Origin of the sequence: Micromonospora echinofusca (assembly GCF_017614955.1) — a bacterium.
Lineage (GTDB): Bacteria > Actinomycetota > Actinomycetes > Mycobacteriales > Micromonosporaceae > Micromonospora > Micromonospora echinofusca_A.
On record NZ_WVUH01000160.1, the window covers coordinates 1 to 15,819 of the forward strand.

Here is a 15,819-nt window from a genome sequence, read left to right on the forward strand (position 1 = left end):
CGGTGGTGGCGGTCGGGGGTGGGGTTGCCGAGGTTCGTGTTCGTGACGTCGCCGGTGGAGCCTCGGCCGTTCTTCGTGGATTTCGATGCGCCGGTGTATGTGAACATTCTGGCGAAGGCGGTGCGGCGGTTGGCGCGGCAGGATCCGTCGGGTCGGTTGACGGTGACGGAGATGTTGCCGACGCCGGAGCAGGCGTGGTTGACCGACGACGAGGGCAACCGGTACACGTCGGAGCTGCGGTTCGTCGCTGTCGACCAGCACACCGGGGGTTAGCCCGGTCGGGGCGTTGGGAAGGGCCCCTTCCTATACCGAAAACGATAGGAAGGGGCCCTTCCTCACACCTGGGCGAGGCGGGGGGCCCGGCGTACCGAGGGGTTCACCGTGGCGACCACTGCCAGCAGCAGCATCCAACCGGCGAGTACGGCCACCGTGGGCAGGGTACCGATCCGGCCCAGCAGCAGACCGCCGACGAGGGAGCCGAGCGGTACCGCCCCCAGGGCGATCATGCCGACCGCGCCCAGTACCCGCCCCTGGATCTCGTCCGGCGTGATGACGAGCTGGTACGCCGAGATCGCCACGTTCCAGACCGGCCCGACGAAGGTCATCAGCGCGTACACCGCGCCCACCAGGTACGGGTCACGGACCAGCAGGATCAGCGGGACCAGCACCGCCCACGCCCAGTTGGCGGCGACCACCACCACCCGCATGGACAGTCGCCGCTCGATGGCCGGGGCCAGCAGCGAGCCGACCACACCGCCGACCGCGGCGACACCGAACATCACCCCGATGGCCGACGGGCTCGCGCCGTAGTCGGTGGCGAGCACGATGACCACCAGGAACAGCGCCTGGAACAGCAGGTTGCTGCCGGCGACGAGCAGCGTCGTGGTGCGCAGGAACGGCTGGTGCCACAACCAGACCGCACCCTGGAACAGTTCCGTCCGGCTACGTCGGCGTACCGGAGCACGGTTGACCTGGAAGTCCCTGCGGATGAACAGCAACGTCACCAGCGACACGGCGTAGCTGAGCGCGTCGAACAGGAACGGCACCGCCCGGCCGAGACCGAAGAGGAAACCACCGAGGGGCTGGCCGAGCATGGCCGCACCGCGTACCCGGGTCTCGTTGCGGGACATGGCGACGGCGAGCTGGGAGGGGTGGACCACGTTGGGCACCGCCGCCGCTGCGGCGATCCGGAAGCAGACCGAGAGGACGCCCTCGGCGAAGCCGACCAGCAGGATGTGCGCCAGGTGCACCACGTCGAACGCGAGGGCGAGCACGATCGTGCCGATGGCCAGCGCGCGGAGGATGTCGCACCAGATCATCACCCGTTTGCGGTTCCAGCGGTCGACCAACGCGCCGGCCGGCAGTTGGAACAGCAGCTGCGGCAGGAGCGCGAGGAACCCGGACACGCCCGCGTCGACCGGCGACCCGGTCACCGCGAGCACCAGCAGGGGGTAGGCGACGCTGGTCGCGTTCGTGCCGAGGCCCGACACCGCCGACCCCGTCCAGAGCAGCAGGAAGTCCCGGTTGCGCCGGAGCGGCGGCACCTGTGTCGACATGTGCCGATGGTGCGGGCGGCGCGGCGGGGCGGGAAGAGAAGGACCGGCAGCATCGGGCGCAGTCCTGGTTGCGTACGCAGGTGCCCTGCTCACCCTGCCGCCCACCGGTGCCCCCGGTCAGGCTGGACGCCGGTGTCCGGGGCGGTCGGGACCGGGACGGCACGTCGTCCGACTGGTGGGGACCTGCCAGCACAGGAAGGCGAACGATGAGCACGAGCTCGATCTCCCGCGCGGAACTGCTGAAACGCCGGCTGAGCGGTCTGGCCGCCGGGACGGGTACCGGAATCCCCCGGGCGTCCCGCGACGGTGCCCTGCCGTTGTCGTCCGCCCAGCGGCGGCTGTGGGTACTCGACCGGATCCAGCCCGGCAGCACCGACTATCTGCTGCCGGTGCGGCTGCGGATCGCCGGTGACCTGGACACCGACGCGGTGCGCCGGGCCCTCGACGAGGTGGTGGCCCGGCACGAGGTGCTGCGCACCCGGTACCCGGCCGGCGACGCCGAACCGGTGCAACTGGTCGACCCGCCGGGGCCGGTCCGCCTCGACCTGGTCGACGTGCGCGACGCCGGGCCGGGCGGCGCCGAGGAGGCGTTGGCGGAACTCACCGGACGTGCCGGGGCCGAGCCGTTCGACCTGGCCACCCAGTGGCCGGTGCGGGCCCTGCTGGTCCGGGTCGCCGACGAGGGGCACGTCCTGCTGCTGACCCTGCACCACATCGCCGCCGACGGCTGGTCCGAGTCGGTGCTGCTGTCCGAGCTGGACCAGCTCTACCGGGCCTTCGTCGCGGGCCGGCCGTCCCCGTTGGCCCCGCTGCCCGTGCAGTACGCCGACTTCGCCGCCTGGCAGGCCGTCCGGCTCTCCGGTGCACGGCTCGCCGGGCAGCTCGACCACTGGCGGAGCGCACTGGCCGGGATGACCCCGCTGGCCCTGCCCACCGACCGGCCGCGTGGCCCGGTCCGGGACAGCGCGGGGGCGGCGGAGCCGTTCACGGTACCGGCCGATCTGGCCGAACCTCTGGTGCGGCTCGGCCGGGCGCACGGCGCCACCCCGTTCATGGTGCTGCTGGCCGCGTTCCAGGTGCTGCTGGCCCGGTACGCCGGGCAGTCCGACGTGGTGGTCGGCAGCCCGGTGGCCGGTCGGGAGCGGGCGGAGACGCAGGAACTGGTCGGGCTCTTCGTCAACATGCTGGTCCTGCGGACCGAGGTCGCCCGGGAACGGTCCTTCGTCGACCTGCTGGCCCGGGTCCGGCAGACCGCTCTGGCCGCCTACGAGCACCAGGAGGTGCCGTTCGAGCGGCTCGTCGACGAGTTCGAACCGGTCCGCGACCCCTCGCGGACCCCGTTGTTCCAGGTGATCTTCCAACTGGAGACCGGTGACCCGGTGCCGGCGGTGGACGGGGCCGGCGGGCTGGTGCCCACGGGCGGGGCCGGCGGACTGCGTGCCCACCGGGAACGGGTCGGCTGGGAGGTGGCCAAGTACGACCTGAGCCTGGCCCTGGCCACCCGCCCCGACGGCAGCCTGGTGGGCCGGCTGGAGTACGCCACCGCGCTGTTCGACCCGGCGACGGTCCGCCGGATGGTCGGGCACTACCTGCGGCTGCTGGCCGGTGTCGTCGCCGACCCGGACACCCCGGTCGGGCGGCTGGACCTGCTCACCGGGCCCGAACGGCGACGCCTGCTGGTGGAGTTCAGCGGTCCGGGTGAGGTACACCCGGTCGGGACCACCCTGCCCGGTGCGTTCCGTGCCCGGGTGCAGCGGGATCCGGACGCGGTGGCGGTCAGTGGTCCCGGTGGTCCACTGAGCTACGCCGAGCTGGACCGCCGGTCGAACCGGCTCGCCCACGAGCTGCGCGCGCGGGGCGCGGGCCGGGACACCCTGGTCGGGGTCTGTCTCGACCGGGGGGTGGACCTCGTGGTGGCCCTGCTCGGCGTCCTCAAGGCAGGCGCCGGTTACCTGCCGCTGGATCCGGGCCAGCCGGCCGACCGGTTGCGCTACATCGTCGACGACGCCCGGGTCGGGGTGGTGGTCACCGACCGGAACGCCGACGAGCGGCTGCCGACGGGTGCGGTCACCACGGTCCGGGTGGACGACGACCGTCCCGGCTGGCCGGTCACCGACCCGGTGCCGGTCAACCACCCGGACGACGTGGCGTACGTGATCTACACCTCGGGCTCGACCGGGCGTCCCAAGGGGGTACCGGTCAGCCACGCCAACGTGCTGCGCCTGTTCCACTCCTGCGCGGCCGACTTCCGGTTCGGCCCCGACGACGTGTGGACCCTGTTCCACTCGTACGCCTTCGACTTCTCGGTCTGGGAGCTGTGGGGCGCGCTGCTGCACGGCGGGCGGTGCGTGGTCGTACCGTTCGAGGTCTCCCGTTCCCCGCAGGACCTGCTGGACCTGCTGGTCGCCGAGCGGGTGACGGTGCTCAACCAGACCCCGTCGGCGTTCCGGGGCCTGGTCGAGGCGGTCGTCGACGCCGACCTCCCCCCGGACGCGTTGGCCCTGCGGACCGTGGTCTTCGGCGGTGAGGCCCTGGACGTGGCGGACCTGGCCGGCTGGTACGCGCGGTTCGGCCAGGACGGCCCGCGACTGGTCAACATGTACGGCATCACGGAGACCACGGTGCACGTCACCTACCGGCCTGTGCTGCCCGCCGAGGCCACCGGGGGCGGGCCCCGCAGCCCGATCGGTCGGGCCCTGCGGGACCTGCGGGTCTACGTTCTCGACGAGGACCTCAACCCGGTGCCCGTCGGGGTGCCCGGCCAGCTGTACGTCTCCGGTCCCGGTCTGGCCCGGGGCTACCTGCGGCGTCCGGGGCTGACCGCCGACCGGTTCGGCCCGGACCCGTACGCCCCCACCCCGGGGGCCCGGATGTACCGCACCGGTGACCTGGCCCGCTGGGCGGACAGCGGGGACCTGGAGTTCCTCGGCCGGGCCGACGACCAGGTGAAGATCCGGGGGCACCGGATCGAACCGGGTGAGATCGAGGCGGCCGTCGGGACGCACCCGTCGGTGGAGGCGACCGTGGTCGTCGCGCACCGGCGGGCCGGGGAACGCCAGGACCGGCTGGTCGCCTACGTCGTGCCGGTGGGCGGTCGGCACCTCGTGGTGGGGGAGCTGCGGGACCACCTCCACCGCACCCTGCCGGCGTACATGGTGCCGGCGGTCTTCGTGCCGGTGGACAGGATCCCGGTGACCGCCAACGGGAAGGTCGACCGGCGGGCACTGCCCGACCCGGACCTGCACCGGGTCAGCGGATCGGACGGCCAGGTGGCCCCCCGTGACCCGGTCGAGCAGCTGATGGCGGAGACCTGGGCCGCCGCGGTCGGCGTCGACACCGTCGGGGTGTTCGACAACTTCTTCGCCCTGGGTGGTGACTCGATCCGGGCGATCCGGGTGGTCGGCGCGCTCCGCCGGCAGGGCATCGCGGTGACCGTCCGGGATCTGCTGCTGCACCAGACCATCGACGACCTCTCCCGGTTCGTCGCCACGGTCGCCCCGTCCGCCGCCGACGGTGCCGAGGAACAGCGGGTCGCGCCGTTCGCGCTGCTCGACGCGGCCGACCGGGCGGCGCTGCCGCCGGGCCTGGTCGACGCGTACCCGATGTCGATGGTGCAGGCCGGCATGGTCTACCACATGCTCGCCGACGCCGACGACAGCCCGTACCACAACATCACGCTCTTCCCGATGGTCGACGACGCCCCGTTCGACCTGCCGGCGTTGCGGCGGGCGGCGGCGCTGCTGGCCGACCGGCACGAGATCCTGCGGACCAGTTTCGACCTGTCCCGCTTCCTACGGCCGATGCAGCTCGTGCACCCGGACGGGGCCGTCGAGGTCGGCTACGACGACCTGCGGGGCCACGACCCGGACGACGTCACCGAGATCATCGCCCGGTTCACCGCCGACACCCGGCGGTCGCCGTTCGACGTCGGGCGGGCCCCGATGCTGCGTTTCCACGTCCACCAGACCGACCTGACCCGCTGGACCTTCTCGTTCATCGAGTGCCACGCCATCCTGGACGGCTGGAGCCACCACTCGCTGATCGCCGAACTGCTCGCCGACTACCGGGCCATCCGGGACGGGCGGGCGCCGGGCGCGCCGACCGGACACACCGTGCGGTACGCCGACTTCGTCGCCGCCGAGCTGCGCGCCGTCGCCTCCCCGACCGAACAGGACTTCTGGGCCGACCGGCTGGACCGGTTCGACCGGGTCACCCTGCCGGACAGCTGGGCGGCCGGACCGGACTCCGGGGAGCAGCCGTACAAGATCGGGGTGAACTTCGCCGACCTGGAACCCGGGCTGCGGGCGTTGGCCGCCACGGCCGGCGTACCGCTGAAGAGCGTGCTCTTCGCCGCGCACCTCACGGTGCTCAGCGCGATCAGCGGCAGCCGGCGGTTCCACAGCGGGCTGGTGTGCAACGGGCGGCTGGAGACCCAGGGCGGTGAGGCGGTCCGGGGCATGCACCTCAACACCCTGCCGATCGGGGTGGACCTGACCGGCGCGACCTGGACCGACCTGGTCCGGCAGGTGTTCGCCGAGGAGGTGGCGGTCTGGCCGCACCGGCGGTTCCCGTTGCCCGAGATGCAGCGGCGCTGGGGGGACGGTTCCCCGCTGGTCGAGGCGGCCTTCACCTATCTGGACTTCCACGTGCTCGACGCCGGCCAGATCGAGACCGCGAGGATCGTCGACGTCAGTCCGAACGAGTTCGCGGTGGACACCTGGACCTTCCCGGGGGTGCTCTTCTTCGCCGCCCGGCCGGACCGGATCAGCCGGGCCAACGGACCGCGGGTGGCCGACATGTACCGCCGGGTGCTGGTCGCGATGGCCACCGATCCGGCCGGCCCGACCCGGGGCAACCTGCTCGACCCGGCCGAGACCCGGCAGTTGCTGGCCTTCGGTACCGGCCCCCGGGTCGATCACCCGGACGCCTGCCTGCACGAGCTCTTCGAACGCCAGGTGGCCCGTACCCCGGACGCGCCCGCGCTGCGCTGCGCCGACGGTACCGGCGTCTCCTACGCCGAACTGGACGCCCGGGCCAACCGGCTGGCCCGGCACCTGCGGTCGCTCGGTGCCGGCGCCGAGTCCCGGGTGGGGGTGCTGCTGCGCCGGGGGCCCGACCTGGTGGTGGCGCTGCTCGGCATCCTCAAGGCGGGTGCCGCCTACCTGCCCTGCGACCCCGGTCATCCGGCTGCCCGGATCCAGGCCCTGCTCGCCGGGGCCGGAGCGGATCTGGTGGTGACCCAGGCGGCGCTCGCCGACCGGTTGGACGGCACCCCGGTCACCCCGGTCGTGGTCGACCGCGAACCGACCCTCGCCGGGTACCCGGCCGGTCCGCTCGGGATCACGACCAGCCCGGCCGCCCTGGCCTACGTGATCTACACCTCCGGCTCGACCGGGGCCCCCAAGGGGGTGATGATCGAACACCGCAACCTGGTCAACTACCTCTCCTGGTGCGCCACGGCGTACCCGCCGACCGGTGGTGCCGGCTCACCGCTCTACTCGTCGGTGGCCTTCGACCTGCCGGTCACCTCGCTCCTCCCCGCGCTGCTGCGCGGCGCGACGGTCACCCTCACCGACGACGACGGCACGCCCGGGCTGGACGGGCTGGTCGCGGCACTGGACCAGGGCGGGTTCGACCTGCTCAAGGTGACCCCCACCCATCTGGCCATCCTGGACCGCACGGTGTCCACCGCCGCCCTGCCCACCGCCGCCGGCCGGATCGTGGCCGGCGGGGAGGAACTGACCCGGGACCTGGTCGCCCGGTGGTCCCGGCACGCCCCGCAGGTGCGACTGGTCAACGAGTACGGACCCACGGAGACCACGGTGGGCTGCTGCTGGGCCGAGTGGCCCCTCGGCGAACTCGGCCCCGGTCCGCTGCCGATCGGGCGGCCGAACGACAACACGGTGCTGCGGGTGCTCGACGCCGACCTGGCGCTGGTCCCGGTCGGCGTGACCGGTGAGCTGTACATCGGTGGTGCGCAGGTCGGCCGGGGGTACCTCGGGCGCCCCGACCTGACCGCGGAACGCTTCGTGCCCGACCCGTTCGCCGACGTGCCGGGCGCCCGGCTCTACCGCACCGGTGACCTGGCCCGGTACCGCCCGGACGGGGTCCTGGAGTTCCGGGGCCGGGCCGACCAGCAGGTCAAGGTCCGGGGGTACCGGATCGAACCCGGTGAGGTGGAGGCCGCCCTGCGACGGCACGCCGACCTGGCCGACGTGGCGGTGCGGGTACACACCGCGCCGGGTGGTGACCGGGAGCTGGTCGCCTACCTGGTCCCCGCCTCCGGGGGGCCGGAGCAGCCGCCGACGGTGGGGCTGGCCGACCGGCTCGCCGGGGAACTGCCCGCGCACCTCGTCCCGGCGGCGTACGTCGTCCTCGACGCGTTGCCGCTGACCCCGAGCGGCAAGCTCGACGTGCGGGCGCTACCGGACCCGGGTGACGTCCGTCGGGGCGACCGTCCCCACCTCGCCCCGCGTACCCGCACCGAACGGGTCCTCGCCGCCACCCTCGCGGAGGTCCTCGGGTTGTCCCGGGTCGGGGTGGACGAGGCGTTCACCGCCCTCGGCGTGCACTCCATGGCGGTGATGCGGATCATCGTGCGACTGCGCGAGGAACACGGTCTCGTGCTGCCCTTCCGGGACTTCTACCGGCACCGCACGATCGCCGACCTGGCCCGGGCGGTGGATCCCGGTGCGTCCGTCGGCACGCCGGACCGGGCCGAGGACGCCCTGCTCTGGTTCCGTCGTGCCGGTACGCGGCCCCCGTTGTTCTGCGTCTACCCGGGCGGCGGCCAGTGGTACGTGCACCTCGCCGAGTACCTTCCGCCGGACCGTCCGGTCGCCGCCCTGGAGTGGCCCGGACTGCACCGTGAGGTGCCCCCGCCGGGCAGTGTCGACGCGGTCGCGGACCTCTTCCTCGACCGCATCCGGGCGGTCCGGCCCACCGGCCCGTACCACCTGCTGGGCTGGTGCGGTGCCGGACCGGTCACCGGTGAGCTGGCGGACCGGTTGCTGCGGGCCGGTGAACAGGTCACCTGTGTGCTCCTGGACCCGGCGTTGGACAGCCACACCCGCCGTAACCTGTGGGAGGAGGCGGCGACCCTGGCCCACGGGGAGGAACTGCTGGCCCGCCTGGACCGGGCCACCGCACCGGCGGAGATCGGCGACCTGCAACGGCGCTTCGTCGAGGTGCTGGAGCGGGTCATCGACGAGGGCACCAAGGAACCGCCGTCACCCGGGGACACCTTCTGGCCGGGGCGGCTGCGGGTGTGGCGGGAACTCACCGAGGCGATGCTCGGCCACCGGCAGCGTCCGTACCCGGGTCCGATGCATCTGCTGGTCGGTGACGAGCTTGCCGACGGGCGGCACGAGGTGTCCTGCGGGCAGTCCTACGCGCAGTACCGCGACCGGTGGACGGAGCTGGCCCCGAACGGGCTGCGGGTGCACCGGGTGGCCGGCGACCACCTCGGCGTCCTGCGCCCGCCGCACGTGGCGGAGTTGGCCCGCCTGCTGGAGCGGGTGATGGCGCGGACGGAGGGGACGGAGGGGACGCGCGGGTCGACGGCCCGCTGAGTCCGGTCCCGACGCGGGGGCGGGGTGGGTGCCGGACGGCCCACCCCGCTGCGACGTGCGGGCACCACCCGCAGTTTTCCCGGTGGCCGGCGCCCGGTGGCGGTGGACGACCACCGGGTGTCCGGTGCGGCCCCGCTGTCGTCGCAGGTCGCTGCGGTACCGGGAATGCGCGGGTACCTCCCGCATGCGCAGCCATCCGGGTTCATCGATGCTGACGGGGATCGGAAGATCCGTACCGTCGACTGAGGAGGATCCGATGGGTGATCCGGTGTGTGTCAGCGTCCTCGCACTGGACCCGGTACTGGAGGCCGGGGCGGTCGCGGCCCTGCGGTCCTGCCCGGACCTGGCGGTGGTGTTGCCGGACGAGCCCGGCCGGGTGACGGTGGTGATCGTCGACGCGGTGGGTCCGCAGGAACTGGACCTGGTCCGGGCCACCCGCAACGCGACCGAACGGCCGGAGGTGGTGCTGGTGGCGACCGAGCTGACCCCGGCCGACGCGCTGCATGCCATCGCCGCCGGTGCCCGGGGGCTGCTCCGCCGCCGGGAGGCCGGTGCCGAGCGGCTGGCCCGGACCGTCCTGGCCGCCGCCGGTGGGGACTGCATGGTGCCCCCGGAGATGCTGGCCCGACTGCTGGAACAGAACGCCGACGGCGTGGCGACCGGTACCCGTGGTGCCGGCGGACCCGGCCTCAGCACCCGGGAGCGTGCGGTGCTGCGGCTGGTCGCCGACGGTCGGGAGACCGGTGAGATCGCCCAGGAACTGTCCTACTCCGCCCGTACCGTGGTCAGTGTCATGCACGACATCACCCACCGGTTCCGGCTCCGCAACCGGGCGCACGCGGTGGCGTACGCGCTGCGGGCGGGGCTGTTGTGACCGTCGACGTCGCCCAGCGGCTGCGGGTGCACGTGGTGGCCGACGAGCCGGGCGACCGGGCCGCCCTGCTCGACCTGCTCGGACGGGCCGGGGTGGGGGTGGCCGACCCGCCCGAGCCGTCCCCGCCGACGGTGGTCCTCGCCGTGGCGGACACGGTCGACGCGGCGCTCGCCGCGTACCGGCTGGCCTGCCCGGCGGGGGAGCGACCGCTGCTGGTCGTCGCGGACGCGTTCACCCCGGCCGGGGTGCGCCGCGCCATCCGGTCGGGGGTGGACGCGATGCTGCGCCGTGCCGAGGTGACCCCGGCGCAACTGCTCGCGGCGGTGCAGTCGGCGCGGTACGGCGAGGGGCGGCTGCCCTACGAGATCCTGATCCGGCTGCTCAGCAGGGCGATCGAGGCGGGGCCCGTGACCGAGGCGGGCCCGCCGGTGCCGCTCACCGCCCGGCAGACCATGGTGCTCAACCTGATGGCCGAAGGGCACGGCAACGCCGCGATCGCCCGGGTCCTGCTCTGCTCCGAGCACACCGTCAAGAACGTCATCTACGACCTGATGGCCCGGTTGCAGGTCCGCAACCGGGCCCACGCGGTGGCCCGGGCCGTCCGGGCCGGCCTGATCTGAGCCGGCCCGGTCCGCCGCCGCTCAGCAGGGCGCGGTCTGCACGGCGTCGTCCCGCCACCGCCAGGCGACGTCCCCGAAGTGGGTCGACACCCACCCGTCGTCGTAGATGGTGTCCAGGTACCGCTCACCCCGGTCGGGCAGGATCATCACGCAGTTCGCCCCGGCCGGGATCCGGTCGCCGAGCCGGTCCAGGGCGGTCACCACCGCGCCGGAGGACCCACCGGCCAGGATCGCCTCCCGGGCGGCCAGGCGCCGGCAACCCACCAGGCAGTCCAGGTCACTGACGTGGACCACCTCGTCGGCCAGCCCCGGCCGGAACAGCCCCGGGAGCACCGCCGCCCCGTGCCCCGGGATCAGCCGCCGACCCACCGGCGGCCGGAAGATGGCACTGCCCTCCGCGTCCACCGCGACGATCCGTACCGGCAGGCCGTGCTCGGCGGCGTACTCGGCGCAGCCGCGCAGGGTGCCGCAGGAACTGGTGGCACAGAACAGGTAGTGCAACCGGCCGTCGAGGGCCTCGACGATCTCCCGCATGGTGGTGCGGTGCGCCCAGGCGTTCCGTGGGTTGGCGTACTGGTCCGGGCAGTACGCGTCGGGCAGGGTGGCCACCAGCTCACGGACCCGCCGGATCCGTACCGGCAGGTACTCCCCGGTCGTGCGGTCCCGGTCGGTGACGGTCTGCACCTCGGCGCCGTACGCCCGCATGATGGCGACGTTCTGCGGATTGGTGCGCGGGTCGACCACGCAGATGAACCGCAGGTCGAAGTAGCGGCACGCCTGGGCCAGCCCGATCCCGAGGTTGCCCGAACTGGACTCGACCACCACCGACCGGCCGGGCACCACGGCACCGGTGCGGATCGCGTCGGCGAGCATCACGTACGCCGACCGGTCCTTGATGCTGCCACCCGGGTTGGCCGCCTCCAGCTTGGCGTAGGTGCGGAAGGATCTGCCGGGCAGGAGCCGGGTGAGCTCCACCAGTGGCGTCGCGCCGACGGTGGAGAGCACCCCGGGGCCCACATCGCCGTAGCCACCCATCAGCAACTCATCTCCATCACTGCGTCGCCGGGGCCGGTCACGCCGGGGTGTGCGTCGCTGTCATGCGGCGGCGCAGGCTGGCCGGGCGCAGGTCGGTCCAGATTTGTCCGATGTGGTCGAGGCAGTCCTGCCGGCTACCCGAGGTGCCCTCGGCGTACCAGCCGGTGGGCAGGTCACGGTCGGCCCGCCAGATCGAGAACTGCTCTTCGTCGTTGCGGACGACCCGGTAGACGGCATCGTCGGTTCCGTCGGTCATGCCCTGGCTCCTGCGGCTCGGTGGTCTGCGCTGTGGCCCGCCAGCGTGCCCGATCGCGGCCCGGCCGGCGTAGAGACAGAAAGGCAGGAAGAGGGGCGGTCCGATTCTGCCGGTCCTTCCCTGTCGCGGGCGGGCGTCGACGGGCATCGTCTGGGGGAGAGCAGATCGCCGAGACAGGGCGGGGGTGTCCGGAGCGGGTGTCCGGTGACGACGTGGCGGAGCACGGCGACGGTCCGCCGGTACCGGGCGACCGGGTCACCGCCGTGCGGTACGACCGTGGCCGGGCGGTGGTCCGGGTGGGGCAGGTACCGGCCGCCGAACTCGCCGGGGTGTTGCGCGTGGTCACCGCGACCGGTGTCCCGGCGGAGATGGTGACCCGCGCACCGGCCGGTACGGCCCGGGTCGAGCTGCTCTTCGTGGTACCGGCCGGGCGGTGCCTGACCGTCACCACGGCCCTCGCGGCGGCCCAGCCGCTGCTCCGGTTCGGTCGGGTGCACTGTGACCACGACGTGTCCCGGGTGAGCGTGGTCCTGTCGGGGCTGCCCGCCGGGTCCGGACCGGACCATCGCCAGCCGTACCTGCCGCCGACCCGGCGCAGGACGCCGGGGCGGTCAGCGTTGGAAACCCCGGGCCGCGAACTCGCTGAGCGCGATCCGGTTCGGCAGGCCGGTCTTGTTGATCAGATTCGAGATGTGCCGTTCGACGGTCCGCGCCGACAGGTAGAGCCGTTCCCCGATCTCCCGGTTGCTGAGCCGGTCGACGAGCAGTTGCAGCACCTCGAACTCCCGGACGGTGATCCCGGCGGAGCGCAGCGCCGACGGCATGTGGTCCAGCCCGCTGCGTCGTTGACCGACCCGTACCCCCGCCGTGCGTAGCAGGGTCCGGCAGGCACCCGCCACCGCCGGTACCTCGGCGTCGTGGAAGTACTCCTCGGCGACCCGGAGCCACTCCACCGGGCTGCCCCACCCGTCGGCCAGTGCCGCCTCGGCGACCAGCCGCAGCCCCAGGTGCCGGCCCATCGGGTACGGCTGGCCCACCTGCGCCGCATCCGCGACGGCGGCGGTGGCCTCCTCGTGTGCGCCCCGCCGGCCGGCGAGTACCGCCTGGGCGAAGAGCGCGAACTGCCGGTCCCAGCGCAGCGTCCCGGCCGGGGTGGCGGCCGGCGGCGCGGGACGGGACGCGGGTGCCGACGTACCGAGCGCGCCCAGCAGCAGATCCAGCCCGTACCGGCCGACCAGGTGGAACGTGGTCGGGTTGCGGTTGTCGGCGTCGAGGGCACGGGACATCTCCCGTACCGCCCGGGTGCGGTCCTCCTCCAGCAGGGCGCAGAAGGTGCGCGCCAGCCCGTGGATGCGGGGGCTGTTGCGGGTCTGGTCGCCGTGCGCGTCCCGTAGCTCGGTGAGCGTGGCCTCCATGTCGCGCCGTCGGCCCCGGTGTCCGGCGAGGACGGCCCGCAGCAGCAGCACGTACTCCGCGGTCTCCAGCAGCTTCAGCCGGGTGGTCGCCGTCCACACGTCGTCGATCAGCATCTCGGCCCGCTGGTAGTCGCCCTGGAGTACCGCCTGGAGGGCGATGCTCGCCTCCGCCTGGTACCGCGCGGTCACCGCGCCGATCCGGGACGCCTGTGCGCGGGCCTGCTCCAGCCGTTCGGTACCGCCGTCGCGGAGGGCGTCGTCGTTGCCGAGCCGGACCAGCGCGTGGATCTCCCAGATGGAGAGCTGGTGTTCCACGGCGATGGCCCGGCTCCGCTCCAGGCAGGCCGTCGCCTCGCTCGGGTCACGGTGCCGCACCAGCGTGCCGACCAGTTGCCACGCCTGGCAGGCGACCACCGGTGAGTGGGCCTCCTCGGCCACCTTCGCGGCCCGGCGGGCCGTGGTCTCCACCTGCTGGATCCGGTCCGGTCCGGGCAGGTCGAGTTCCAGGTGGGCGGCGACCACGTCGATGCTCGCCGCGTCGGCGGGCAGCGGGTCGGGACCGAGCAGGGCGCGGGCCGCCTGCATCCGGGCCATCCCCTCCACGGACTGCCCGGCCAGCATCGCCGCCCAGGCCAGCCGGGTGTGCAGGTGGGCCAGGCGACGCTGGTCGAGGGCGCCGGCAACCTGGTCGACGACATCGACCATGGCGAGGGCGCGGCCGATCCGCCCGGCCTCCGCGAGCGCGTAGATCAGCGCCTCCAGCGCGTCGGCGCGGACCGCCGCGTCGTCGTCGACGAGCAGCGCCCACGCCTCGTCCAGCAGCGCGACGGCGGAGCTGGCGGCGCCCTCGGCCAGGCAGCGCCGGCCCGCCTCCGCCAGCAGCCGGCCGGCGGCGACGGTCTCCCCGGCCTTCAGCCGGAGGGCGGCGCTGATCTGGCACCACTCTCCGGGCAGGCCCGGGTAGCCGGCGGCGACCGCGTCCACGGTGCGCCGGGCCAGCCGCGTCCGCTCACCGGGCTCCAGGAGGCCCACCAGGGCCTCCTGGACGAGCGGATGCTGGAAGCGGTACCAGTCGGGGGTCTGGTCGTCGGCGACGACCAGCTGCGCGGCCACCGGTGCCTGGAGGTGCCGGAGCAGGTCCCGGTCGGTCAGCCCGGTGACGGCCTGCGCGACGGGCAGCGGGAAACGGGCGCCGAGCAGCGCCCCCACCATGATCAGTTCGCGGGTCTGTTCGGGTAGCTGTTCGACCCGCCGCCGTACGCTCCGGGCGAAGGTGTCCGGCCGGTTGGTCAGGACGTCCCCGGACATCCGCCACCCTTCGGTGGTCCGTACCAGGGTGGCGCTGTCGACGACGTCGCTGAGCAGCTCCTCGACCAGGAACGGGTTCCCGGTGCTGCCGGCCCACAGGAGTTCGGTCACCGCGTCCGGCACCTCGGACACCGTGCGGTCGAGGCAGGACGCCACCATCCGGGCCAGCTGGCCTCGGTCGAGCCGGCCCAGCTCGATGAGCTGGCCGTTGCCGCGCTGTACCACCGACCGGGCGAGGTCCAGTGCCGCACCGGGTCGGTCACGTAACGTCCCGATCAGCAGTACCGGCTGGTGGGCGAGGTTGTCCACCAGGTACTCGGCCACCCCCAGGGTCTCCGGGTCGGCGTCGTGCAGATCCTCCAGGGTCATCAGGCAGCCGCGTCCCCGCCCGGCCAGTCCGGTCAGTCGCAGTACCGCCTCGGCGAGGATGACCAGCGAGGCGTCGCCCTGGTCGGTGGAGGCGGGGCGCAGGTCGGGTACGAGCCGGCCGAGCACCGGCCGGTACGACCCGAGCTGGTCCACGTCGACCGGGTCGCCGTCGCGGAGCAGCGACAGTACCGCCTCGGTCAGCGCGCGGTACGGCACCAGCGGGCCGGTGGTGCTGCTGCGCCCGCGCATCAGTCGCATGCCGGTGGCGTACCCGAGGTCGCCGGCCGCGCTGGCGAGCCGGGTCTTGCCGATGCCGCCCTCACCGACGAGGAAGACCGCGCCACCACGTCCCTCACGGGCGGCGCCGAGGGCCTCGGTGATCGCTCGGATTTCCTCGTCTCTGCCCACAATGACCGATCGGTACGCCACGGTCATTGGACGTTACATAGCTGTGACACGTCGTGTCCATCGCTGGGGTGCCGGGTAGGGGTGCCCGGATCATCCCGATGCGGCGGGCGGGTCGCGGGTGTCCACGGCCCGCCCGGGGGCATCGGTGCTGGTCAACGTTCAGAGTGGGGCATCGGGTGGGCAGCAGGTGGTGCTGGTGCCGGACACCAGGCGGACCGGATCGTCGGAGATGCCCTGCGGGCCCGTCGCGGTCGCCCCGGTGACCACCAGGCTGGCCAGCACCGCGGCCCGCAGGCCGAAGCCGGCGACGGCGGCGGGCCGCGAGCGGCTGGCGCGGGGTCCGGGCGGTGCCGGGTCGGTGGGAAGCTCGGCCTGTCGGGGGGTCGGGTCCGGAGCTGTCTCTTATA

General features: G+C 73.6%; 7 protein-coding genes and 1 pseudogene. 4 read left to right on the plus strand and 4 right to left on the minus strand.

All coding sequences use genetic code 11. From position 1 onward, the window contains the following. Positions 1-273, plus strand: a pseudogene (locus GSF22_RS18590) (lantibiotic dehydratase); the annotation flags it as partial. A 62-nt stretch (positions 274-335) separates the two neighbouring features. Here the strand turns inward: GSF22_RS18590 and GSF22_RS18595 are convergent. Beyond that, positions 336-1,556 (minus strand): MFS transporter, encoded by a 1,221-nt coding sequence (locus tag GSF22_RS18595; protein WP_208814893.1) that lies wholly within the window; start codon positions 1,554-1,556, stop codon positions 336-338. A 206-nt stretch (positions 1,557-1,762) separates the two neighbouring features. On the opposite strand from GSF22_RS18595, the gene GSF22_RS18600 reads away from it, so the two are divergent. The 3 genes from GSF22_RS18600 (at position 1,763) to GSF22_RS18610 (ending at position 10,621) form a co-directional block, all read left to right on the plus strand. Next, the gene (locus tag GSF22_RS18600; RefSeq protein ID WP_208814894.1) at positions 1,763-9,127 is read left to right on the plus strand and encodes a non-ribosomal peptide synthetase; all 7,365 of its coding nucleotides are present in this window, start codon (positions 1,763-1,765) and stop codon (positions 9,125-9,127) included. A 256-nt stretch (positions 9,128-9,383) separates the two neighbouring features. Beyond that, positions 9,384-10,001: a helix-turn-helix transcriptional regulator gene (locus GSF22_RS18605; protein WP_208814895.1), complete on the plus strand. Its 618-nt coding sequence runs from the start codon at positions 9,384-9,386 to the stop codon at positions 9,999-10,001. After that, positions 9,998-10,621 carry a helix-turn-helix transcriptional regulator gene (locus tag GSF22_RS18610; RefSeq protein WP_307804101.1) on the plus strand — a complete coding sequence of 208 codons (624 nt, stop codon included), beginning with the start codon at positions 9,998-10,000 and terminating at the stop codon, positions 10,619-10,621. Before GSF22_RS18605 ends, GSF22_RS18610 begins: the two co-directional genes overlap by 4 nt. A 21-nt stretch (positions 10,622-10,642) precedes the next feature. Here the strand turns inward: GSF22_RS18610 and sbnA are convergent, their stop codons facing one another. The 3 genes from sbnA to GSF22_RS18625 all read right to left on the minus strand — a co-directional run bounded on the left by sbnA (position 10,643) and on the right by GSF22_RS18625 (position 15,412). After that, positions 10,643-11,656: a 2,3-diaminopropionate biosynthesis protein SbnA gene (gene sbnA, locus GSF22_RS18615; RefSeq protein WP_208814896.1), complete on the minus strand. Its 1,014-nt coding sequence runs from the start codon at positions 11,654-11,656 to the stop codon at positions 10,643-10,645. Positions 11,657-11,693: 37 nt separating this feature from the next. After that, on the minus strand, positions 11,694-11,912 hold the full coding sequence (locus tag GSF22_RS18620; protein WP_208814897.1) for an MbtH family protein: 219 nt from the start codon (positions 11,910-11,912) through the stop codon (positions 11,694-11,696). A gap of 611 nt (positions 11,913-12,523) precedes the next feature. After that, on the minus strand, positions 12,524-15,412 hold the full coding sequence (locus tag GSF22_RS18625; RefSeq protein WP_307804102.1) for an ATP-binding protein: 2,889 nt from the start codon (positions 15,410-15,412) through the stop codon (positions 12,524-12,526). Positions 15,413-15,819 lie beyond the last annotated feature (407 nt).

What these genes read in the sequence shown, in the direction of transcription:
- GSF22_RS18605 (WP_208814895.1), top strand. Translation starts at nt 9,384, where the DNA reads ATGGGTGATCCGGTGTGTGTCAGCGTCCTCGCACTGGACCCGGTACTG.
- sbnA (WP_208814896.1), bottom strand. Translation starts at nt 11,656, where the DNA reads ATGGGTGGCTACGGCGATGTGGGCCCCGGGGTGCTCTCCACCGTCGGC.
- GSF22_RS18600 (WP_208814894.1), top strand. Translation starts at nt 1,763, where the DNA reads ATGAGCACGAGCTCGATCTCCCGCGCGGAACTGCTGAAACGCCGGCTG.
- GSF22_RS18595 (WP_208814893.1), bottom strand. Translation starts at nt 1,556, where the DNA reads ATGTCGACACAGGTGCCGCCGCTCCGGCGCAACCGGGACTTCCTGCTG.
- GSF22_RS18620 (WP_208814897.1), bottom strand. Translation starts at nt 11,912, where the DNA reads ATGACCGACGGAACCGACGATGCCGTCTACCGGGTCGTCCGCAACGAC.